Below are 22,466 nucleotides of genomic sequence, written 5' to 3'. Positions count from 1 at the left end.
GTAGCGCGTGTTGCGCTGAAGATTAGATAAAAATAGTTAATTCTAGCGCTTTAACATGGCGCGGATATCCGCCAACGCGGAGTTGCCGCGAACGGCCTTCACTTCGGTCGGGGTGTCATCGTTGCCTTCCCAGGCCAGATCGTCAGGCGGCAGCTCATCGAGGAAGCGGCTGGGCGCGCAATCGATGACCTCGCCGTATTGCTTGCGTTTGGCGGCGAAAGTGAAGGCCAGAGTCTGGCGCGCGCGGGTAATCCCGACGTAGGCCAGGCGCCGCTCTTCCTCGATGGTGTCGGCTTCGATGCTGGAGCGGTGAGGGAGAATCTCCTCCTCCATGCCCATGATGAACACATAGGGGAACTCCAGTCCCTTGGATGCATGCAGCGTCATCATCTGCACGCCTTCGGCACCGTCTTCCTCTTCCTGCTGGCGTTCGAGCATGTCACGCAGGACCAGCTTGCCGATGGCGTCCTCGACGGTCATGTCGCCGTCTTCGTCTTTTTCCAGGGTGTTCTTCAGCGCCTCGATCAGGAACCAGACGTTGCCCATCCGGTAATCGGCGGCCTTGTCGCTTGAGCTGTTAGTGCGCAGCCAGTTTTCGTAGTCGATGTCCATGACCATGCTGCGCAGGGCCGAAATCGGATCCTCGCCAGCGCATTGCTCGCGCACGCGGTCCATGAAGCGCTTGAAGCGTGCCAGGCGGTCGGTGAAGCGATTGTCCAGATGTTCCCCCAGGCCGACTTCGTCGATGGCGCTGTACATCGAGATCTTGCGCTCGGTGGCGTAGTTGCCGAGCTTTTCCAGGGTGGTCGAGCCGATTTCCCGGCGTGGTACGTTGATGACCCGCAGGAACGCGTTGTCGTCATCCGGGTTCACAATCAGGCGGAAGTAGGCCATCAGGTCCTTCACTTCCTGGCGTCCGAAAAAGCTGTTGCCGCCGGACAGGCGATAGGGGATCTGGTGGTGCTGCAGCTTCAATTCGATCAGCTTGGCCTGGTAGTTGCCGCGATAGAGAATGGCGAAATCGCTGTAGGGACGATCGGTGCGCAGGTGCAGGCTGAGGATTTCCATGGCCACGCGCTCGGCTTCGGCGTCCTCGTTGCGGCAGCGGATCACGCGGATCTCATCGCCGTGCCCCATCTCGCTCCACAGTTGTTTTTCGAACGCGTGGGGGTTGTTCGAGATCAATACGTTGGCGCAACGCAGGATGCGGCTGGTGGAGCGGTAGTTCTGCTCGAGCATCACCACTTTCAGGGAGGGATAGTCGTCCTTGAGCAGCATCAGGTTTTCCGGGCGCGCGCCTCGCCAGGCATAGATCGATTGGTCGTCGTCGCCCACCACAGTGAACTGGTTGCGTGTGCCAATCAGCATTTTCACCAACAGGTATTGGCTAGCGTTGGTGTCCTGGTATTCGTCCACCAGCAGGTAGCGGACCTTGTTCTGCCACTTTTCGAGAATGTCGGCATGTTCCTCGAACAGTTTCACTGGCAGCAGGATCAGGTCGTCGAAGTCCACCGCGTTGAACGCCTTGAGCGTGCGCTGGTAATGGGTGTAGACGATGGCGGCGGTTTGCTCCTTGGGATTGCGTGCGTTTTCCAGGGCCTGGGGCGGCAGGATCAGGTCGTTCTTCCACGCGCCGATCATGTTCTTGATTTCGTCGACGCCGTCGTCGCCCGAGTATTCCTTTTGCATGATGTCGGTCATCAGGGCCTTGACGTCGGCTTCGTCGAAAATCGAGAAACCCGGTTTGTAGCCCAGCCGCGTATGTTCCTTGCGGATGATGTTCAACCCCAAGTTGTGAAAGGTCGAGACCGTCAGGCCGCGGCCTTCGCCGCCCTTGAGCAGCGTGCCGACGCGTTCCTTCATTTCCCGCGCTGCCTTGTTGGTAAAGGTCATGGCGACGATGTACTGAGCGCGGATGCCGCAATTTTGGATCAGGTGGGCGATCTTGCGGGTGATCACGCTGGTCTTGCCGGAACCGGCACCGGCGAGCACCAAAAGAGGGCCGCCGACGTAGTTCACGGCTTCTTGCTGCCGGGGGTTGAGTCGGGACATGGCGAAGTCAGTAGTCTGTTACGAGAAAGGGCAGGCATTTTAGCAGGCTGGACAGATTCTGCCGCGACTCTCCGACACGGCGACCTACCACGCGATCTAAATTTGCCGGTTTTGTTAGTTTCCCGCAGGATGCACGAAGAATTTAAGGCTATTGTGCAAGTTTGCACGGTACAAAGAAGCAGTTGAGAATCAACTGTGTTTGTAGTCACTGCGCGGCGCGTCATAATGCCTTTCGCCACTATTTTTTGCAGAGTCTAGGGAGCTAGCTTGTCCGAGCCTGTCGAACCCTTGCGTTTGCTGCTTCTGACCGAAGATCCGATGTGGGCGGCGTTGTTGCGCGAGTGTCTCGCTCCGATGGGCGATGCATTCGTATTGGTCACTGCGACATCCTGGGAGCGGGTCAGCGGCCTCTTCGAAGACCAATGCCCGACGATATTGCTGAGTGTACCCGGTCTGCAGCCGGCGCCTGGGCGCTGCAGCCTGCCGACGGTGCTGTTGCTCGACAGTGAGCCGGACGTAGCGCCGCTGGGTGTCAGTGACTGGCTGGTCCGTGCGGACCTGGACGCCTCGACCCTGCGTCGCTGCCTGCGTTATGTGCATGAGCGTGGGGTGCTGGAAAACACCCTGCAACGTCTCGCCGAACAAGACCCGCTGACCGGCATCGCCAATCGCCAGGGATTCCAGACCCTGCTGACGGCACGCCTGGCCGAGAATGAAGGGCGCGGCCTGGCCCTTGGGCACCTCGACCTGGACAACTTCCGCCATGCCAACGATGCGCTGGGCCACCAGGCCGGTGATCGGCTGATCCTGCAAGTGGTCGCACGCCTCAAGAGTCAGCTCGAAGCCGGCGATCAGTTGGCTCGCCTGGGCAGTGACGAGTTCGCTTTGTTGATCGATACCCGCCGGGCGCCGCAGCGGGCCGAGTGGATGGCTGAGCGGATCATCGAAGTGATGGCCGAACCCTACTGGGTCGATGGCGAAAGCCTGCTGATCGGTTGCAGCCTGGGCATCGCCCATGCCCGTGCCAGAGCCGGTGCCGACCCACTGATGTGGCACGCGCACATTGCCATGCAACAGGCTAAAAGTACCCAGGGCTGCACCTTCCATATCTTCAACGAGCTCATCAATCGCAATGCCCGCAGCCTCGCCGACCTTGAAAGCGAGCTGCGCCGGGCATTGCGCCGTGACGAACTGGAGTTGCACTACCAGCCCCGCCTGGATTTGAGTAGCGGGCAGATCGTTGGCCTCGAAGCCCTGGTGCGCTGGCGACACGGCGAGCGCGGGCTGTTGGCGCCCAGCGAGTTCGTGCCGCTGGCCGAGCAGAGTGGGCTGATCGTGCCACTGGGCTACTGGGTGATTTCCCGGGCCCTGCGAGATATGCAGGACTTGCGCGAGCGTGGGTCGAGGCCGTTGCACATGGCGGTCAACCTGTCTTTCCGGCAGTTCCAGGATAGTCAATTGCTGTCGACCTTGAGTCGGCTGATTGCCGAGCGCGGCGTCGAGGCGCAATGGCTGGAATTCGAACTCACCGAAACCGCAGTCATGCGTCGCAGCGATTTGGTCAAGCAGACCATGGATGCCCTGGGACGGCTGGGGGTGCGTTTTTCTCTGGATGACTTCGGCACCGGTTTCTCCTCTTTTGTGCACCTCAACAGCTTGCCGATTGCTTTGCTCAAGGTTGACAAGAGTTTCGTCGGTGGCATGGAGTTGCGCGAAGAGAACCGCAAGCTGGTCCACGCCATGATCAACCTGGCCCACAATCTCAAGCTGGAAGTCGTGGCCGAAGGTGTCGAAACGCCGGAGCAACTGGCGCTGTTGCGCGGTTTTGGCTGCGATCAGGCCCAGGGTTACCTGATCAGCAGACCGCTGCCGCTGGTGGAACTGGTCGAGTACCTGGCGCTCGGTGCCAGCCGGCAGGGTGCGCGGGAGATCTGTTGAGCCCTCAGGAGCCGGCATTCCTACGACGGTCGTGGTGTTTTCAGATCGAACTCACGGCGCTGATCACTACGCTCAAGCATCCGCTGCATGCGCCATTCAAACGCCAGGGTCAGGCTCACTGCCGCGAACGCCAGCCCCAGGGCCAGGCCCCACCAGACCCCGGTGGGTCCCCAGCCGATATTGAACGCCAGCAACCACGCTGCCGGTGCGCCAATCAGCCAGTAGCAGCCGAGCCCGACGAGGAAGGTCGTCTTGGCATCCTTGAGCCCACGAATCGCGCCCATGGCGATGGTCTGGGTGCCGTCGAACAGCTCGAACCAGGCAGCTACGGCCAGCAGGCTGACGGCTAGCTCGATCACCGGGCGGAACGCCGGGTCATTGTGGTCCAGGAACAATCCGATCAGTTGATGCGGTACGAGCCAGAAGAGCATGGCGAAGGCCAGCATGGTTACCGCGCCGAAGGTGATACCGACCCGCCCCGCGCGCCGCGCATCCAATAGTTGCCCAGCCCCGTAGTGCTGGCCGATGCGCAGGGTGATGGCATAGGAAATCCCTGCCGGAATCATGAACGCCACCGAGACGATCTGCAGGGCAATCTGGTGGGCCGCCAACTGGGTGCTGCCCATAGTGCCCATGCACAGTGCGGCGAAGGCGAACAGGCCGACCTCCACCGCGTAGGTACCGCCGATGGGCAAGCCCAGTCGCCAGAGCTCGCGCAGGTAGTGCCGGTTCGGCCGTAACAGACCGCGGCGCAGGGGATAGTCGCGATACGCGGCATGCCGCTTGATATGCCAGGCCAGGGCCAGGGCCATGCAGTTGGCGACGATGGCGGTGACCAGACCGATACCGGTCAACCCTAGCCGGGGCAGGCCGAACATCCCGGTGATGAATGCATAGTTGAGCGCAAAATTGGCCACGGTACCGCACAGGCTGATCACCATTACCGGAGTGGCGCGTCCCAGGGCGCTGGTAAAGCCGCGCAGGGCCATGAAGCTCAGGTAGCCAGGCAGGGCAAACGGCAGTGCGAGCAGGAATTGGCCGGCTGCCTGCACGTTGCTCGGCGTCTGGCCGAACAGCAGCAGGACCGGCTTGAGGTTCCACAGCAGTAGGCCGGCGCCCAGCGCCATGATCCAGGCCAACCAGAGCCCGGCCTGGGTCAACCGGGTGGCGCCCTCGACATCGCCGGCACCGTGACGAATGGCCACCAGGGTGCCGACCGCAGCAATCACGCCGAGGCAGAAAATCGACACGAACGAATAACTCGCCGCGCCCAGGCCGCCTCCGGCCAGAGCCTCGGGGCTTAGGCGGGCCATCATCAGGGTGTCGGTCAGCACCATCAACATGTGCGCCAACTGCGAAGCGATCAACGGCCCCGACAGCCGCAGGATGGCCCGGAGTTCGGTACGTGCTGGATGCCGCATAATCATCAGACTCAAAAAGTGGCAGGCTAGTGGCCTGTACGATCAGTTCGTTAGCTCAAGTTCTAGTGCCAGAAGTCCATGGTCAAGGCGCTGTGACGAGTCATAGCCGGCCATGGCGAGGAACAGCTACGTTGGCCAGGGACTTGTGGCGCCGAAATTGACTCACAGAGCTCACCACACAGACCACTAGGGAAAGGATTGATTCTCGGCGCCTGCGAGGATTTGCACAAAGGAGTAAAACTCATGTGAGTGCCTTTTTTGTAAGTTTTTCGCTGTTTTGCCATCGCCAGCCTCACCAGCTTTCGAGGCCCAGGCGCGACGCCGTTCGTTCGCGCTGCAAAAAAAGCCGATCAGCCGGAGCGCGGCCAACGGGCATCTCCCGTCGCAGTGAGGGATCGGCTGGCTGTTTTCCGAGCGGATTTTCCTCATCGAAATGGCTCGTCAGTCCGGGATTTGTGCGATATCCATCGAGTTTACTCAAGTATCGCTGCGGGCCGCCGAATCTACCCATATGGAGCTTTTGTTCAGAAAGTCTCATTTAGGATTCTTTTTAGAATTATTACCGGGTAGCGCCATGGGATCAGGGTGATCCGACCGCTCGGCTAGGAGCTGTTCATGTCTCAACCCCGTGCTCGAATCGCCACGCAACTGGGTCTGGCGCTTGCTGCTATCCTGGCAGTGGTCATCAGTGGCAGTACTGTTTTCGCTCTGCGCTCGCTGGACTCCGCTAACCTCGACACCCGTGAAGAGCACCTAGCCAGCGAGGCGCGCCTGCTGGCCGAGCAGTTGACCACCTTCCACGACACCTTGCGCGAAAGCACTCAGCGTTTGAGCGGATTGTTCGAAAAACGCTTCAGTAGTGGTCTGAAGGTGCGACCCGAAGCTTCAGTGGCTGTTGCCGGTACCCTGGCTCCCGGGTTGTACCTGGGCGATCATCTGCTCAACAACGATTTCAGTGAAGTCGACGAGTTCAAGCAGATGTCCGCCGGCGTCGCGACCTTGTTCGTGCGCAGTGGCGACGATTTTATTCGGGTCAGCACCTCCCTGACCAAACAAGACGGCAGCCGCGCTATCGGCACCTTGCTCGATCACCAGCACCCAGCCTACGCCAAACTCATGGCCGGTCAGAGTTATGTGGGGCGCGCCTTGTTGTTCGATCGGTCCTACATGACCCAATACACCCCGGTGCGTGACAGTGCTGGCAAGGTGTTTGCAGTATTGTTTGTTGGCTTCGACTACACCGATGCGCAGAATGCCCAGTTCGACAACCTCAAGCGTTTTCGGATCGGCACCACCGGCTCCCTGTCGTTGCTCGACGAGCAGAAACACTGGCTGGTGCCGCCGGCGGGGGTAAAGGATCTCGACCAGGCGGTACCGGTGATCATCGACCTGGCCAAACAGCCGGGCCACGGTCGTTTCTGGAGCGACAAAGGCAATGATCTCTATAGTGTGACAGTATCATTCGAAGGTGGACCTTGGACGGTGGTGGCAAGCATGCCCAAGGCCGAGATTCGCCAAGTGACCTGGAGTGTCGGTATTCGTCTGGTGCTGAGCAGCGTACTCGCGATGTTGTTGGCGGTCGGTGCGACGGTGTGGCTATTGCGTGGCAAGCTGCAACCGCTGAGGGACCTGGTGCGCCAGGTACAGGCCTTGGGTGCGGGTGACCTGAACGTAAGGTCGAATGTCTCGAGTCATGACGAAATCGGCCAATTGGCCGGCAGCTTCAACCAGATGGGGCAGGCGCTTTCGACCATGGTCGAGCACATCCGCAAGGCGGCCGGCGAGGTCAACAGTCGCGCCAAGACGTTGTCCGGCCTATCCGGCGAGGCCTATGAGGGAATGGAGCAGCAGTCCGGTGAAATCACCAGCATGGCGGGTGCGGTTGAGGAGTTCAGCGCGACTTCGCTGAACATCGCCGACAATATGGGCAATACCGAGCGCCTGGCTCTTGAAAATGCCCAGCAGACACGGATCGGTCGGACCTCTATGGAGCAAGCGTCATCCTCCCTGGAGCAGATCGCGGCGGCGCTCAACGGCACCGCGACAGTGATCAATACGCTGGGGCAGCGCTCCCAGGAAATCGGCGGCATTGTCGGGGTGATCACCTCGATTGCCGATCAGACCAACCTGTTGGCGTTGAACGCCGCCATCGAAGCGGCCCGTGCCGGCGAGCAGGGGCGCGGTTTTGCCGTGGTAGCAGATGAAGTGCGCAGTCTGGCGGGCCGTACCCGCGAGGCGACTGCCGAGATTTCCGGGATGATCCACAGCATCCAGCAGGAGACCAGCCACGCTATCCTGACTATGGAGCAGGGCAATGCGCTGATGCAGGAAGGTCTGTCGCGTAATGCCAACGTTGCCTCGGCGCTGGCGCGGATCGACGAACAGAGCCGCTCGGCAGGCCAGCAGTTCGCCGCCGTCACCAGCGCCACGCAGGAGCAGAGCAGCACTGCGACCCTACTCAGCAGCAACCTGCAAAGCATCGCGCGGGCCAACATCGAACAGCGCGAAGCGGTCTCCAACCTTGCGTTGACCGCTAAGGAACTGGAACGCCTGGCGGCCGACTTGCACCGGGAGGTTGATCGGTTTTGCTGACTGGGCGAACGCGGCCTATCGGACAGCGCGACATCAATTAGTGACCTGTACGGTGAGTTCGTTGGCGCAAGTTTGGAGGCCAGGGGCGGTGGCGCCGACATTGACTGATAGAACTAACCACACAGGCCACTAGCACTGGGCCGATATTGCAACGCCTCGGCCAGATGATCACGGCTGATGGTTTCCAACTGTTCCAGATCCGCCAGGGTCCGGGCGACTTTCAGCAATCGATGCGCCGCCCGCAGCGACAGGGTCAATCGCTCGCAGGCGGTTTCTAGCCAGTTTTCATCGGCGGTGGATAACGTGCAGTGCTCTCGCAGACTCTGCAAATTAAGAAAGGCATTGGCGCAGCCCTGGCGCTGTTGCTGGCGCTGACGGGCTTGTGCCACCCGTATCGCAGCTTTGGCGGTATTGTTTCCCGGCTCCCTGGCAGGGCTCAATGCCGTGGCTTCGCGGGCCACGGTCAGGTGCAGATCGATGCGATCCAACAGAGGCCCGGACAGCTTGTTGCGATAGCGCTGGATCTGTTCCGGTGTGCAGCGACAGCGGTTGGCGGGATCGCCAAGATAGCCACAGGGACAGGGATTCATCGCCGCCACCAGTTGGAAGCGGGCCGGGAACCGCACGCGGTCGCGGGCTCGGGAAATAACGATCTGGCCCGACTCCAACGGCTCGCGCAAAACCTCCAGCACTTTGCGGTCGAACTCCGGCAGTTCGTCGAGAAACAGCACGCCGTGATGGGCGAGGGTGATCTCACCGGGCTGTGGCCTGGAACCGCCGCCCACCAGCGCCGGGCCGGAGGCCGAATGATGGGGCTGGCGAAACGGTCGCTGCGGCCAACTGCTTAATGGCACATGGCTGGCCACCGACTGGATCGCCGCCACTTCCAGCGCTTCCTGTTCATCCAGTGGCGGTAACAGGCCGGGCAGACGGCTTGCCAGCAGCGTCTTGCCGGTGCCGGGCGGACCGCTGAATAACAAATTGTGAGCGCCGGCTGCGGCGATCAGCAGGGCACGTTTGGCGGCGAGTTGGCCCTGCACTTCGCTCAGGTCCGGATAGGGTTTGCCCAGGTGCAACAGACCATCGGATTCGAAGGGCTGGATCGGTGCATGTCCGTTGAGGTGGGCAACCAGTTGCAGCAGGTGATCGACGGCAATCACCGTTAAGCCCGAGGCCAGCGAAGCCTCTTCGGCATTGGCCTGCGGTACCACCAGCGTGCGTCCGGCGGCGCGGGCGGCCAATGCAGCCGGTAGCACGCCGCGCACCGGGCGGATGGCACCGGACAAGGCCAGCTCGCCCAGGCACTCCAGATGGTCCAGCGTCAGGGCCGGCACCTGCGCACTGGCGGCGAGGATGCCGAGGGCAATTGCCAGATCAAAGCGCCCTCCGTCCTTGGGCAAGTCCGCGGGGGCAAGGTTGAGGGTGATGCGTCGGGCTGGAAAGTCGAGGGCCGAATTGAGGATCGCGCTGCGAACCCGGTCCTTGCTTTCCTTCACGGCGGTTTCGGGTAAACCGACCAGGGTGAGTGTCGGTAGGCCGTTGGCCATGTGGGTTTCCACGGTAACGGCGGGGGCTTCGACGCCCACCTGGGCGCGAGTGTGGACGATAGCCAGGGACATGCTCTTTCCTTGAGCGCAAAGGGGCGCTTGCTGCGGTTCTGAAAGGCTAGTCGAGGGGGGAAAGGGGTTGCGGGATTTTATGTGTCCAGACGATTCGTTGTTTAGCTTGTTAGCGATAGCGTTAAGCTTGCTGGGATCGTTGGCGATGTGTGAGGTGAGCAATGATCAAGACAGACGCACATGTCCCGCCAGTGGACTAAATCAGTACCACGGGCCGGGGCTTCTGTCTGTTGACGCGTCGAACCATCACGCCCCCGGCGGATTCAGCCTGGCCTCCAACTCCGCCACTTTCGCTTCCAAACTCTCCAATCGTGCGCGGGTGCGGGCCAGGACCACCATCTGGCTGTCGAATTCTTCTCGGCTGACCAGATCCAGCTTGCTGAAGCCGCTTTGCAACAAGGCTTTGAACTGGTTTTCTATTTCATCGCTCGGCAATGGGGTTTCGCCACTGAACAGGCGAGAGGCGTGGCCGCTCAGGGCGTCGAGAAAGGCTTTGGGCGCGAGCATGGTGCGGGTTCCAGATACGAGGGCGTCCCAGTGTACCACGCCGTGTCTATAGTGATTTACCAGGGCGGTGGCGCACGCTTTTTGCGCAACACACCGATCGGTCGTGCGCCGTGGTGGTGCGTGTTACCTGCCAGTGGGTGGAATTTTTGCTCTCCACGGCGATCAAGGAATTGAAATCAGTAGGTTTTGTAGAGATGGCAAGGTTTCTGCTTAGTCGTTGGTAACCCATGCACTGATGCCGTCACTGTGACCAAGTGGTGCGGTAAGCGGAGCAGGGAAGCTTCGCCGACAGCGGTTAGCCAGCATCGACAGGCTGATCGGGGCCAACGATGCGTTACAAAGCCAGGCACTGCGCTTAGACTTGAGTCGGGTTTGTTTTCCTGGGGCAAGTCCACCCATTCGGAGAGAGTTTCATGAAGCTAGTCACTGCCATCATCAAGCCGTTCAAGTTGGACGACGTGCGCGAGTCGTTGTCCGAAATCGGCGTGCAGGGCATTACCGTTACCGAGGTCAAAGGCTTCGGGCGGCAGAAGGGTCACACCGAGCTGTATCGCGGCGCGGAATACGTGGTCGATTTCCTGCCCAAGGTGAAGATCGATGTCGCCATCGACGACAAGGACCTTGATCGGGTTATCGAGGCGATAACCAAGGCCGCTAACACCGGCAAGATCGGTGACGGCAAGATCTTCGTGGTCAATCTGGAACAGGCTATTCGCATCCGTACCGGCGAAACCGATACCGACGCCATCTAAGCTGCGTTAAACCCAACGCCCCAGGAGAAAACCATATGACTCTGCGTAAATTCGCAGGGCTAGGAGCGCTGTTGTCCCTCGTAATGCCGGCCTTGGCCATGGCGGCGGACTCGGTACCGGCTCCGGTCCTCAATTCCGGCGATACCAGCTGGATGTTGATCTCTACAGCCCTTGTGCTGTTCATGACCCTTCCAGGCCTCGCGTTGTTCTACGGCGGCATGGTGCGCTCGAAAAACATTCTTTCGGTGATGATGCAGTGTTTCGCCATTACCGGTCTGATCACCCTCCTGTGGTTTGGCTATGGCTACAGTATGGCGTTCGATACCACCGGGATGGAGGCTGGCGTCGTCAACTACAATTCCTTTGTCGGCGGGCTGGCCAAGGCTTTCCTCGCCGGTATCACGCCCGCGAGTATGACCGGCCCGACGGCGTTGTTTCCTGAAGCGGTGTTCGTCACCTTCCAGATGACCTTTGCGATCATCACCCCGGCGCTGATCGTCGGTGCCTTCGCCGAGCGGATGAAGTTCTCGGCGATGCTGATCTTCATGGGCATCTGGTTCACCCTGGTCTATGCGCCGATTGCGCACATGGTCTGGAGCGGTCCGGGTTCGTTGCTGGGAGACTGGGGCGTACTCGATTTCGCGGGCGGCACCGTGGTGCACATCAATGCCGGTATTGCCGGGCTGGTGACTTGCCTGGTACTGGGCAAGCGCAAAGGCTTTCCGGTCACTCCGATGGCACCACACAACCTTGGCTACACCTTGATCGGCGCGGCCATGCTGTGGGTCGGCTGGTTCGGCTTCAACGCTGGCTCCGCCGCCGCCGCCAACGGTACCGCCGGCATGGCGATGCTGGTGACTCAGATCGCGACCGCCGCCGCCGCGCTGGGCTGGATGTTCGCTGAGTGGCTGAGCCACGGCAAGCCAAGTGCTCTGGGGATCGCCTCGGGTGTGGTCGCCGGCTTGGTTGCCATTACTCCGGCTGCCGGTACTGTTGGCCCGATGGGCTCGCTGATCATTGGCCTGGCGGCCGGTGTGGTGTGCTTCTTCTGCGCCACCACGTTGAAACGCCGGCTGGGTTACGATGACTCCCTGGACGCCTTCGGCGTGCACGGTATCGGCGGTATCCTCGGCGCAATCCTGACTGGCGTGTTCGCCGCACCGTCGATGGGCGGATTCAATGCCGCGACCACCGATATCGCTGCCCAAGTCTGGATCCAGTGCAAAGGTGTCGGTTTCACCGTTATCTACACGGCGCTGGTGACTTACATCATTCTCAAGGTGCTGGATGTGGTCATGGGCCTGCGTGTGAGCGAAGAAGAAGAATCGATCGGCCTCGACCTGGCGCAACACAACGAGCGCGGCTATAACCTGTAGGCCAAAAAAAAATGCCCGGCTTGCCGGGCTTTTTTTTGCCTGGGTTTTGTCAGTGCCAAGAGGACTCAAAGGACTTACCAGAGGCATTTCGGCGAAAACACCGGGCCTATTTCCCGTGGGCCGATGGCTTACAGCATGGCAGGCGTATTAGGCGCTTTGCTTTTTTCCTGAGCGCGCTAGAATGCGCGCCGATGGGCGCAGAACTGTATGTGGCAACAGACACTGATTACTTTGCGGGCCAGGCCCCAGGGTTCTCATTTGGTGACCCAGGAGTTGCTCGATGGCTTGCCTGAACTGAGGGCATGTCGAGTCGGACTGTTGCATTTTTGGCTGCAACATACCTCGGCCTCGTTGATCGTCAACGAGAATGCCGATCCGGCGGTTTGCCGTGACTTCGAAGTTTTTTTCAACCCCCTGGTGCCGCAAGGCGAGCTCGGGTATGAACATAACGACGAAGGCACGGATGACTGGCCGGCGCACTTCAAGGCCAGTTTGCTAGGCTGTCAGCTGACTTTGCCGGCAACGGCGGGATGGTTGGCGCTGGTGGCCTGTACGGTGAGTTCGTTAGCTCAAGTTCGGATGCCGGAAGTCCATGACCAAGGCGCTGTGAGGAGTCATAGCTCGGCTATGGCGAGGAACAGCAACGCCGGTCAGGGGCGGGTGGCGCCGAAATTGACTCACAGAACTGGCCACACAGGCCACTAAGTAGCTGGCAAGGTGTCTATTTGGGCGAACACCGTGATCATGGCGGTGCTCGTAAAGTCCTTGTCACCCTGCAGGGTGATGGGGCATAAGCCGCTGAGATTCAGCGGATGTTGATTTTTTCCGGCGGCCTTCGACAGGCGGCGCAGCTGGGCTATAACTAATCTGCTTTTTCGCAAGTCATGAGGTAGAACATGAGCGACGATGATCTGGAAAACGATGACCTCGAAGTAGGCGACGAAGACGAAACCGAAAAGGGTCTGGAAGCGGTAGGTGAAGACGTAGATGTTGCCGATGACGACGACGACAGTGGCGATGTCCCCGCATCGGCTGCCAAGGGTAAGGCCAAGGCCGCCGTGTCGGTTGATGAGCTACCCAGCGTTGAAGCCAAGAATAAGGAGCGTGATGCTCTGGCTCGGGCGATGGAGGAGTTCCTCGCACGCGGTGGTAAGGTGCAGGAAGTCGAGGCCAATGTGGTGGCCGATCCACCCAAGAAGCCGGATAACAAGTACGGTAGCCGACCTATCTGAGTGTCAGTTTTCTCGCTCCTCGAAAAAGCCTGCCGTCGCTGCGGGCTTTTTCATGTCTGTAAAATAGAGGGGAAAGCAGGCTTTGTGGCGTTCCGACGAGCCCTCTCGCCACAAGGGGGTCAGGCTCCGGTGTTCCAGCGGGTCAGCAGCTCCGGCAGTTCGGTCAGGCTGCGGATCTGCGCATCCGGCTGCTTGTTCGTTTCCCAGGCCTTGCCCATGGGGTTGTACCAGATCGCCCGCAGGCCAGCCTGTTGCGCCCCGGCGATATCGTCGCCAGGATGGTCACCGATATGCACCGCCGCCTCGGCCGGGACATTTCCGCCGCATACCAGCGCCTCGTGGAACAGCCGTGAATCGGGCTTGGCAATGCCGATGTCTTCGGCGCAGAGGGCAAAGCGGAAGTAATCGGCCAGGCCCAAGCGACGCACATCGGCATTGCCATTGGTGATGACGCCCAGGGCAAAAGAGCGGCTGAGCGTCTCGAGGGTCGGCTCGACCTCGGGAAACACCTCGATCTGATGCCGGGCATGAATGAACACCTCGAATGCGTCCTCCGCCAGCGTTGTTGCCTGCCCAGGGGCGTAACCGGCCTCTTCCAACGCGTGGAACAGCACTCGGCGGCGCAGGGCGCTGATGCGGTGCTTGAGGGCCGGCTCCTTGAGCAGCACTCGTTCGCGAATCGCCCACAGGTGTTCGATCGGTATGCTCCCCAGGTCCGGTGCGTGCCCGGCGAGCCATTCGCGTAACACGTTCTCGGCGCTGTGGATCACGGGGGCGGTATCCCACAGGGTGTCGTCGAGATCGAAGGTGATCAGCTGAATCCTCATGACTCACTATCCTTGCTGCGTTTGGCCCTGGGATGGGCGCTGTCATAGACGGTTGCCAGGTGCTGGAAGTCCAGGTGGGTGTAGATTTGCGTGGTCTTGATGTCCGAGTGGCCGAGCAGTTCCTGAACCGCGCGCAAGTCCTGGGAGGATTCCAGCAGATGGCTGGCAAAGGAGTGTCTGAGCATGTGCGGGTGCAGGTTCTGTCCCAGCTCGCGCTCGCCGGCAGCCTTGACCCGCAGTTGGATAGCTCGGGGCCCGAGGCGCCGGCCTTGCTGGCTGACGAATACCGCATCGTCCATGGGATTGCTCAAAGCGCGCAGCGGCAGCCAGGTCAGCAGGGCTTCGCGGGCCTTGCGGCCGATTGGCAGCAGGCGGGTCTTGCTGCCCTTGCCGTGGACTTGCACCAGACCATCGGCCAGGTCCAACTGGTCCAGGTTGAGTCCAGTCAGCTCCGAGAGGCGCAGGCCCGAGGAGTAGAACAGTTCAAGAATGGCTTGGTCGCGCTGGGCAAGAAAGTCATCCTCGACGGCGCCGTCGAGCAGTTGCAGGGCACGATCGGTGTCGAGGGTCTTGGGCAGCCGGCGTTCGCCCTTGGGCGGCGCCAGGCCGGTGGCCGGGTCGTGGTTGCACAGGCCTTCGCGGTTCAGGTACTGGTACAACCCACGGACTGCCGACAGCAACCGTGCCAGGCTGCGTGAGGATTGTCCCTGCTGGTGCAGGCGCGCAACCAGTCGTCGCAGCCGCTGGATATCCAGGGTAGCCCAGCTGCCGATCTGTTCCTTTGCGCAGAAGGCCAGGACCTTGTTCAGGTCGCGCCGATAGGCTTCGAGGGTATGGGGGGACACCTGGCGCTCACTGCGCAGGTGCTCGCAGTAGGCGTCCAGTTGCCGTTCCACGACTAGCGCACCGAGCGCAGGGCGTGGGTGAAGCGCGGGGCGACACGTCCCAGGACTTCGGCGATATAGCTGAGGAACAGTGTGCCGACCGAGCTTTTGTAGTGATGTGGGTCGCGACTGGCGATGGCGAGCACACCGTGCAGGCCCAGATGGCTGATGGCGACCACGGCGGTGGAGCCGATCTGCTTGCGTTGTTCTTCGCCGAACAGGAAATCCAGCTCATGCTCGCGCAGGCTGCCGCTGATGCTCTTGCCTTCCGAGAGCAGCCCGCCGATCGCCTGCTGTGCGTCGGCGCCGCTGACCCAGCGACCCACCGGCATGGCATTGTCGCTGAACAAGATCAGGCTGACGAAGGGTACCTGGAAATCTTGGCGCAGGCTGTCTTCGACGGCCATCACCAGGTCCTCCAGGCTGGCCGCGTCCATCAGCGCGAGAATCAGCCGGCGGGTCTTGTCGAACAGCCGATCGTTGTCCCGGGCAACGTCCATCAGTTGCGAAAGCCGGTGGCGCATCTCGATATTGCGGTCGCGCAGGATCTTCATCTGCCGTTCGACCAGCGACACGCTATCACCGCGTTGGTGGGGAATGCGCAGCGCCGGCAGTAGTGCTTCGTGCTCGACGAAGAAGTCCGGGTGAGCCTCCAGATAGGCGGCGACGGTCGCCGCCTCCAAGCTTTGCACAGGCAGTTCGTTGGGCTCTTCGGTTGGAGCCTGAGGCTGATCGGTCATGACGTTCGCTCGCTTATAGACGCACTTGTCCTTCATACACCCGTACCGCCGGCCCGGTCATCATGACCGGTTCGCCGTCACCGGCCCACTCGATGAACAGACGTCCGCCGGGCAGATCGATGGTCACTGGCGAATCCATCCAGCCCTGGCTGATGGCCGCAACCGCTGCCGCGCAAGCGCCAGTACCGCAGGCCTGGGTTTCCCCGACCCCACGCTCCCAGACGCGCAGTTGTGCGCGCTGGCGATCAATCACCTGCAGGAAGCCGACGTTGACCCGCGCCGGGAAGCGCGGATGGTGTTCGATCTTCGGTCCCAGCTCGTGCACCGCAGCACGGTTGATATCCGTGACCCGCAGCACCGCATGGGGGTTGCCCATGGATAGGGCCGCCAGCTCGACGGTCTGGCTGTCGACTTCCACCTGATAGCTCAGCGCCTGTGCCTGTGCCTGGAACGGAATGTCTGCCGGCACCCGGCGCGGGGCGCCCATGTTCACGCTGATCTGACCGTCCTGGCGCACGTCCAGCTCGATGATACCGCTCTTGGTCTCCACACGGATCTGCCGCTTGGCAGTCAGACGCTTGTCCAACACGAAGCGCGCGAAGCAGCGGGCGCCGTTGCCGCATTGTTCCACTTCCGAGCCGTCGGAATTGAAGATCCGGTAACGAAAATCAACCTCGGGATTACTCGGCGCTTCGACGATCAGCAACTGGTCGAAGCCGATGCCGGTGTGCCGATCACCCCAAAGCTTGGCGTGCTTGGGCAGGATGTGCGCGTGCTGGCTGACCAGGTCGAGGACCATGAAGTCGTTGCCCAGGCCGTGCATCTTGGTAAAACGCAGCAACATGGTCTTACTCCGGCAGCAGGCTTTCGCCGGCGTGCAACTCGGTCAAGGTCTCGCGACGGCGGACTTCGATCATCTGTTCGCCATCCACCAGCACTTCAGCGGCGCGGCCGCGAGTGTTGTAGTTGGAGCTCATGACAAAACCATAGGCACCGGCCGAGTGCACGGCCAGCAGATCGCCTTCCTCCAGCGCGAGCTGGCGATCCTTGGCCAGGAAGTCGCCGGTTTCGCAGATCGGCCCGACGATGTCGTAGGTCCGTGGCTCGCTGTCACGCGGGTGTACGGCGGTGACGTTCATCCAGGCCTGGTACAGCGCCGGGCGGATCAGGTCGTTCATCGCCGCGTCGACGATGGCGAAATCCTTGTGTTCGGTGTGCTTGAGGTACTCGACCCGGGTCAGCAGTACGCCGGCGTTGGCGACGATAAAGCGACCCGGTTCGAACATCAGCGTCAGGTCGCGGCCGGCGGTGCGCTCGCGCACGGCCTTGATATAGTCGGCCACCTGTGGTGGTTCTTCATCGCGATAACGCACGCCTACGCCACCGCCGAGGTCGATATGGTGCAGGTAGATGCCGCATTCGCCGAGGCGATCGATCAACACCAGCAGGCGGTCGAGGGCATCGAGGAACGGTGGCAGGCTGGTCAGTTGCGAGCCGATATGGCAATCGACGCCCAGTACTTCCAGGTTCGGCAGTTGTGCGGCGCGGACATAGACTTCTTCCGCGTCGGCAATGGCGATGCCGAACTTGTTTTCCTTCAGGCCGGTGGAGATGTACGGGTGAGTGCCGGCATCCACGTCCGGGTTGACCCGTAGCGAGATCGGCGCACGCACGCCCATCTGCGCCGCTACCACTTGCAGGCGCTCCAGCTCGTCGGTGGACTCGACGTTGAAGCAGTGTACGCCGACTTCCAGAGCGCGACGCATGTCGTCACGGCTCTTGCCGACGCCGGAGAAGACAATTTTGTCCGCCGAGCCGCCAGCCGCCAGGACACGCTCCAGCTCGCCACGGGAAACGATGTCGAAACCGGCGCCCAGGCGCGCCAGGACATTTAGCACGCCGAGGTTGGAGTTGGCCTTGACCGCGTAGCAAACCAGGTGCGGCGCACCTTGCAGGGCATCGGCATAAGCGTGGTACTGCGCCTCGATATGGGCGCGGGAGTAGACGTAAGTCGGCGTGCCGAAGTGCTCGGCGATGGCAGACAAAGCTACACCTTCCGCGAACAGCTCACCGTCGCGGTAGTTAAATGCGTCCATGGTGATCCCTTAGTAGGTGTCGTGCTTGTGCGCTTTGGCCTGCGAGGACTTGGCCTGGTCGTCCGGGTTCTGGCTGTCATCGGGAAGATACAGTGGGCCTTTTTGACCACAGGCTGAGACCAGGCAAGCGATCGCGAGGAGCGCGGCTAGGGACGAGATCAGGCGCTTCATGGCGAAATCCTTTGTAAAAGCATTAATTGCGCCCGAGTATACCGGCCACCCGGCAGCTTGCCTATGCGGGCCGCCGGCCGGATTTTGCCGGGTCGATCAGGCCGGCACGATTATTGATGTCGTTGTCGCTCCAGGGTGGTTATGCTTTGCAATCATCCGCGAGCGCCCGTATCTTCGGGCACCTGGAGTGGCCAGTATTTTTTGAGGTTCGCGCAATGAGTTTGACTGAAGCCCGTTTTCACGATCTGGTCGATAGTACCCTGGAAAACCTGGAAGAGGTGTTCGACGAGAGTGGCCTGGATGTAGACCTGGAAAGCTCCGCTGGTTTGCTCACTGTGAAGTTCGAAGGCGGTAGCCAGTTGATCTTCAGTCGCCAGGAACCTCTGCGTCAGCTTTGGCTGGCGACCTCCCGGCCCTCCGGCGGCTATCATTTCGAGTACAAGGAAAGCAGCAGCGAAGATGAAGACGGCAGCTATTGGTTCTGCGTGAAGAGCGAAGAGAAGCTTAATGAAATCCTGGCGCGGTTTACTCTGCCCTTTAGTCGGGACCGAGACGATATCAACCTGGATTTTGAAGAGATCTGATTGTGACGCAGCAAGCCACACCGGCAAGACCCGCCAAACCGTTGTATAGCAACGTCAGTCCCGCCGTGCCTTCGCCTTGCGTGAGCCTGTGCCGGCTCGATGAGCAAAAAGTGTGTATCGGCTGTTTTCGGCATGTCGAGGACATTCGCCAGTGGCGCTCGGCGGACGACCAGCGCCGCCGGGTGATCTGCGAGCAGGCGCGCCAGCGCCGGTTACAGGCCTGACGGCAGGGCCGACCCGCTTCTGCGACTTGTGTATTTATGCTGCTGTGATAGTGTCCGATTACGCCTCGCGATGACGAGGCAGTGAAAACCCCGCCTTTCGTGGCGGGGTTTTGCTTTTATCGCGCAGAAAAAAAAGGAGTCTGCCTGGATCATGAGCACCGCACCTTCCATCATCCTCACCCGTCTCGATGTGCAGCGTCTCGAGCGCCTGATCGATAGCCTGGACGACTCGCTTGCGGGCGTTGTCGCGTTGCAGGCCGAACTGGATCGCGCTGACAGCGTCGTGGGCCACGAAGAAGTGCCCGCCGGTGTCGTGACCATGAACTCGCGAGTCCATTGTCGCGAAGAAGGGAGTGGCAAGGACTATCACCTGACCCTGGTCTATCCCCAGGATGCCGATGCCGATGCCGGCAAGATCTCGATTCTCGCGCCGGTCGGCAGCGCCTTGCTCGGCTTGCAGGTCGGCCAGCACATCGACTGGCCGGCGCCGGGCGGCAAGACCCTGAAACTGGCCTTGTTGGAGGTGGAGTACCAGCCGGAAGCGGCCGGTGACTTTCACCTCTGATCGACCTCAAGTCTGTTTCAGGGCGATATTCAGCGAGCTTTCCAGGTCTGCCTTGTAGCGCAGGTACAGGTTGGTCGAGCCCATGCCTTCGCCAACCAAGGCGCTGAGGTCCAGGTCGGTTATATAGCAGCGATAGCGCTCTGCCTCGCGACGCTGGCCGATAATCTCCTGGGCGACCGCAATAAACAGCTGGTTGCCGTATTCCAGTTCGCAAAACTCTCGCTGATTGCAGTACAGGGTGACTTGGACCTCGTTCGGCCCGACTTTGCCGAGGATCGCCTGAACATCGTAGAACGGCTTGTTGACCGGCGTCTGCGGCACGGGGCGGGCCTCGACCCGGCGCGCTCGGCCCGGTGCCGAGGGCAATAGCTGGTAATACAGGGTTTCCAGTGCGCCGGCGGGCGATGTCGAGTCCATCGGCATCAAGGCTTCGCGGCGCTGTAGGATCGACTGTAGGAAGCGTTGCAGTGGCACCAACAAGCTTTGCTCGTCATGGAACGGCAGGCGCTGTTGCCACAGAGCATTGAACTCATCCAACACATACAAGTCGGCATGGCTCTCGTTGATCCGAAAGAACACCTGTATGCAGCCGGGTTGCCCCATCGGCAGCACCAGGGCCAGGTCGTTTTCCTCCATCGCCCGCAGATCCAGGTGCAGCGGGCTGTAGCTCGACAGGTCGGCACTCAGGTAGTCAAGCAGTGTCGACAGGCTGTCCAGGGCAATATGGCGAACTTGGCCGGGCACCAGCTCCAGTACGTGGTAGCGCTGTTGGACCTTCAGCAGGTAGCGGTGATTGAGGTCGCCGATCAATAGTTCCTGGGCAGTGTTGAGTACTTCCTCGACGCGCTGGGCGATGAATGGCGCGCGGTTGTGGCAGAAACAACGTACTTGCAGCCTGGGCAGCTCGCGCCCCAGCGGTAGGTTGTTGAGGTAGTCGCACAGGCAGTCGAGCAGGGCGTGGGGCCCGTCGTAACGACTGACCTGCACCTCGTTCCAACTGTTGAGGGTGACTTGGTCGAGGGTCAGTACCAGATTTTCGCGGACACCGGCGTAACTCAGGGAGTCAGTACGTTCGGTGGTCATCAAGATATTCAGATCCCGGTGGTGCTTGAGCGGGTCGACGCCGATATTGACCAGCAACAGCACCTCGCTCGGGATGCTGGGGCGCAGCAGCGGTTCTTCGCCGACGGTGCTCAGCGGCAGAGCGATCGCCTGCTGCAGGCTGCCCAGCAGATTGAACAGCTCGAACTCAGTCAGGTCGCTGCCGCCGGGGTGTAGGGCCAGGCGAGTGCTGCTGTCGATTACGCCGTTGCGGTGGCACCAAGTCAGCAGTTCGAGTAGTTGGCGGCTGCGCTTGATTGGCGCGAAGTGTTCCCACTCCTGGGCGCCCAGGCTGCCGTTGTAGAGGCCCCAATGGGTCTGCCCCGGTTCCTTGCGGTTAGGCGATTGCACCAGGGTCAGGGTGTCTTCGGCCAGGTCCGGGGCGATGCCGGGGTTGATGAACTCGATCTTGCCGGCCTTGCGCTCGAACGCTGCATACAACCGACGACCGAGCACGTTGAGGTCATGCTTGTTGATCAGGCTGACCGCCTGCTCGGTACGGGCGAACTGGGTCAGGAAGCGATAGCTGTAGTTGAGCTCGTTGACCAGCGCACGGCGTTCGGCGCTGACCTGGCGAACTTTCCACTGGCTGCGACTGTCGAGTAGTGTCAGTTGCCGCCGGTCCCAGCCCCATTCGCCGGTCAGGCGCTCCAGCAGTTGGCGTTGCCAGCTAGTGTTGCGCGAGTGGTTGCCGGTGAGCTTGCGGTTGACCTTCAGGTACAGGCTGCGCCGTACCAGTTCCAGGCGTTCCGGTTCGTTGCGGGCCTTGAGGTATTCTTCGATTCGTCGATAGACCACGATATAAGGGTCCAACTCGTCGAGGTCCAACTGGTTGGCGAACACCGCCTGCTTGAAGCGCAGGCTCAAGCACTGGACCTGCGGATGTTCGCTGGCATAGACCTCGATCAGCAGCAGTTTGAGCACCGACTTGTAGGGCGACTCGATACCCTTGAACAACTGCCAGAGCCCGGCACCGATGAACTCACCTGGCGGGATTTGTGCCAGATGGCCGAGGTCCAGGCCCTCGTCTGCGCGGATAAAGCGCTTGGACAGCAGGGCATGCGTGTATTGGTCGTAGCGCGGCTCTTCATACACCGGCACCAGCCACCACAGCGGGGTGCGCCCGGCGAGCCAGATGGCGGTGCGATAGAACTCGTCCAGCAACAGGTAGTGCTGGGCGCTGCCGCAGTCCTCTGAACTCAGCGCAGCGTCTCGCTCGCCACGAACGAAACGCGCTGGGTTGATCAGGAAGAAATGCGCTTCGGCGCCCTGGCTGGCCGCCCAGGTTTCCAGCAACTGGCATTTCCTGCGCAGTTCCGTCAGCTCGCCCTGGTTGAGGTCGCTGGCATGGCAGACCCAGAAGTCCATATCGCTCTGGTCGGCCTGGGCCAGGGTACCCAGACTGCCCATTAGGAATAACCCGTGAATCGGTCGTGGCGGATTGCCGTGACGAGCCTTGTAGGAGAAGGAGCGGGTCAGGCGCTGGGCTTCGGCCAGGGCCGAGTCATTCGGCTCATAGTTCGACAGCCCAGCCGGCGTACTGCCCGAGACATAGCCGGGCAGCAGGGGGTGATTGACATGAAAAAACAGCGGCAACACGTTCAGTACCGCCTGCTGTCGCGACGACAGGCCTTCCATGGCGCGGCCAAGTCGACCCTGGTTGAGCTTGAGAAAGCGTGAGCGCAGTTGGCTGAGCACTTTGCGGTCGATGCCCTCGTCCAGGTTCGGGCGAATTTCGTGGGTGTGCGTCATTTCAAACCCAAACCGGCTCCTTGGCACTCGACA

Annotated in this window: 19 protein-coding genes and 2 pseudogenes; 10 read left to right on the top strand and 11 right to left on the bottom strand. The window is 61.0% G+C overall.

The window, feature by feature from the left end; genetic code table 11:
• Positions 1 to 42 precede the first annotated feature (42 nt).
• Positions 43 to 2,052, bottom strand: a complete 2,010-nt coding sequence (rep, locus tag AWM79_RS02405) for a DNA helicase Rep (RefSeq protein ID WP_017130301.1) — start codon at positions 2,050 to 2,052, stop codon at positions 43 to 45.
• Positions 2,053 to 2,319: 267 nt separating this feature from the next.
• Between rep and AWM79_RS02400 the strand changes: the two genes are divergently transcribed.
• Positions 2,320 to 3,990 carry a putative bifunctional diguanylate cyclase/phosphodiesterase gene (locus AWM79_RS02400; RefSeq protein ID WP_060782069.1) on the top strand — a complete coding sequence of 557 codons (1,671 nt, stop codon included), beginning with the start codon at positions 2,320 to 2,322 and terminating at the stop codon, positions 3,988 to 3,990.
• 20 nt (positions 3,991 to 4,010) lie between these two features.
• Here the strand turns inward: AWM79_RS02400 and AWM79_RS02395 are convergent, their stop codons facing one another.
• Positions 4,011 to 5,417, bottom strand: coding sequence for a NorM family multidrug efflux MATE transporter (locus AWM79_RS02395; RefSeq protein WP_060782068.1), 1,407 nt, complete (start codon positions 5,415 to 5,417; stop codon positions 4,011 to 4,013).
• 609 nt (positions 5,418 to 6,026) lie between these two features.
• Here AWM79_RS02395 and AWM79_RS02385 point away from each other — a divergent pair.
• Positions 6,027 to 8,003 (top strand): methyl-accepting chemotaxis protein, encoded by a 1,977-nt coding sequence (locus AWM79_RS02385; RefSeq protein ID WP_017130297.1) that lies wholly within the window; start codon positions 6,027 to 6,029, stop codon positions 8,001 to 8,003.
• A 113-nt stretch (positions 8,004 to 8,116) separates the two neighbouring features.
• On the opposite strand, the gene AWM79_RS02380 is transcribed toward AWM79_RS02385, so the two are convergent.
• On the bottom strand, positions 8,117 to 9,622 hold the full coding sequence (locus AWM79_RS02380) for a YifB family Mg chelatase-like AAA ATPase (protein ID WP_060782066.1): 1,506 nt from the start codon (positions 9,620 to 9,622) through the stop codon (positions 8,117 to 8,119).
• Between the two features lie 246 nt (positions 9,623 to 9,868).
• Positions 9,869 to 10,129 carry an accessory factor UbiK family protein gene (locus AWM79_RS02375; RefSeq protein ID WP_017130294.1) on the bottom strand — a complete coding sequence of 87 codons (261 nt, stop codon included), beginning with the start codon at positions 10,127 to 10,129 and terminating at the stop codon, positions 9,869 to 9,871.
• 413 nt (positions 10,130 to 10,542) lie between these two features.
• Here AWM79_RS02375 and glnK point away from each other — a divergent pair, with 413 nt between their 5' ends.
• The 5 genes and pseudogenes from glnK (at position 10,543) to sutA (ending at position 13,489) form a co-directional block, all read left to right on the top strand.
• Complete coding sequence (glnK, locus tag AWM79_RS02370) at positions 10,543 to 10,881, top strand: P-II family nitrogen regulator (protein WP_002555808.1); 339 nt, start codon at positions 10,543 to 10,545, stop codon at positions 10,879 to 10,881.
• A gap of 35 nt (positions 10,882 to 10,916) precedes the next feature.
• A complete protein-coding gene (locus AWM79_RS02365; RefSeq protein WP_026012997.1) occupies positions 10,917 to 12,257 on the top strand; it encodes an ammonium transporter in 1,341 nt (446 codons plus the stop codon).
• 207 nt (positions 12,258 to 12,464) lie between these two features.
• Positions 12,465 to 12,797, top strand: a pseudogene (locus AWM79_RS02360) (secondary thiamine-phosphate synthase enzyme YjbQ); the annotation flags it as partial.
• A gap of 161 nt (positions 12,798 to 12,958) precedes the next feature.
• A pseudogene (locus tag AWM79_RS24810) lies at positions 12,959 to 13,051 on the top strand (secondary thiamine-phosphate synthase enzyme YjbQ); the annotation flags it as partial.
• 102 nt (positions 13,052 to 13,153) lie between these two features.
• On the top strand, positions 13,154 to 13,489 hold the full coding sequence (gene sutA / locus AWM79_RS02355) for a transcriptional regulator SutA (RefSeq protein WP_060782065.1): 336 nt from the start codon (positions 13,154 to 13,156) through the stop codon (positions 13,487 to 13,489).
• Between the two features lie 119 nt (positions 13,490 to 13,608).
• Here the strand turns inward: sutA and AWM79_RS02350 are convergent, their stop codons facing one another.
• Genes AWM79_RS02350 through lptM form a run of 6 tightly spaced genes read right to left on the bottom strand, consistent with a single transcriptional unit; the run spans position 13,609 to position 18,207 of the window.
• A complete protein-coding gene (locus AWM79_RS02350; protein WP_060782064.1) occupies positions 13,609 to 14,316 on the bottom strand; it encodes an HAD family hydrolase in 708 nt (235 codons plus the stop codon).
• On the bottom strand, positions 14,313 to 15,212 hold the full coding sequence (gene xerC, locus AWM79_RS02345; protein ID WP_060782063.1) for a tyrosine recombinase XerC: 900 nt from the start codon (positions 15,210 to 15,212) through the stop codon (positions 14,313 to 14,315). The genes AWM79_RS02350 and xerC overlap by 4 nt, the downstream gene beginning before the upstream one ends.
• A gap of 2 nt (positions 15,213 to 15,214) precedes the next feature.
• Complete coding sequence (locus tag AWM79_RS02340) at positions 15,215 to 15,940, bottom strand: DUF484 family protein (RefSeq protein ID WP_017130289.1); 726 nt, start codon at positions 15,938 to 15,940, stop codon at positions 15,215 to 15,217.
• A 13-nt stretch (positions 15,941 to 15,953) separates the two neighbouring features.
• Complete coding sequence (dapF, locus tag AWM79_RS02335; RefSeq protein ID WP_017130288.1) at positions 15,954 to 16,784, bottom strand: diaminopimelate epimerase; 831 nt, start codon at positions 16,782 to 16,784, stop codon at positions 15,954 to 15,956.
• Positions 16,785 to 16,788: 4 nt separating this feature from the next.
• Complete coding sequence (lysA, locus tag AWM79_RS02330; protein ID WP_017130287.1) at positions 16,789 to 18,036, bottom strand: diaminopimelate decarboxylase; 1,248 nt, start codon at positions 18,034 to 18,036, stop codon at positions 16,789 to 16,791.
• A gap of 9 nt (positions 18,037 to 18,045) precedes the next feature.
• On the bottom strand, positions 18,046 to 18,207 hold the full coding sequence (gene lptM / locus AWM79_RS24075) for an LPS translocon maturation chaperone LptM (protein ID WP_017125495.1): 162 nt from the start codon (positions 18,205 to 18,207) through the stop codon (positions 18,046 to 18,048).
• Positions 18,208 to 18,422: 215 nt separating this feature from the next.
• On the opposite strand from lptM, the gene cyaY reads away from it, so the two are divergent.
• The 3 genes from cyaY (at position 18,423) to rnk (ending at position 19,580) form a co-directional block, all read left to right on the top strand.
• A complete protein-coding gene (gene cyaY, locus AWM79_RS02325) occupies positions 18,423 to 18,791 on the top strand; it encodes an iron donor protein CyaY (RefSeq protein WP_017130286.1) in 369 nt (122 codons plus the stop codon).
• Positions 18,791 to 19,015, top strand: a complete 225-nt coding sequence (locus AWM79_RS02320) for a DUF1289 domain-containing protein (RefSeq protein ID WP_039792128.1) — start codon at positions 18,791 to 18,793, stop codon at positions 19,013 to 19,015. Before cyaY ends, AWM79_RS02320 begins: the two co-directional genes overlap by 1 nt.
• A gap of 151 nt (positions 19,016 to 19,166) precedes the next feature.
• Positions 19,167 to 19,580 (top strand): nucleoside diphosphate kinase regulator, encoded by a 414-nt coding sequence (gene rnk, locus AWM79_RS02315; protein WP_017130284.1) that lies wholly within the window; start codon positions 19,167 to 19,169, stop codon positions 19,578 to 19,580.
• Between the two features lie 6 nt (positions 19,581 to 19,586).
• Here rnk and AWM79_RS02310 read toward each other — a convergent pair whose 3' ends face one another.
• Entirely contained in the window at positions 19,587 to 22,433 is a 2,847-nt protein-coding gene (locus AWM79_RS02310) for a class I adenylate cyclase (RefSeq protein ID WP_060782062.1), read from the bottom strand.
• Between the last annotated feature and the right edge of the window lie 33 nt (positions 22,434 to 22,466).

This window comes from Pseudomonas agarici, assembly GCF_001543125.1.
Taxonomy (GTDB): Bacteria; Pseudomonadota; Gammaproteobacteria; order Pseudomonadales; family Pseudomonadaceae; genus Aquipseudomonas; species Aquipseudomonas agarici.
This window is presented reverse-complemented; position numbering and strand designations above follow the sequence as displayed.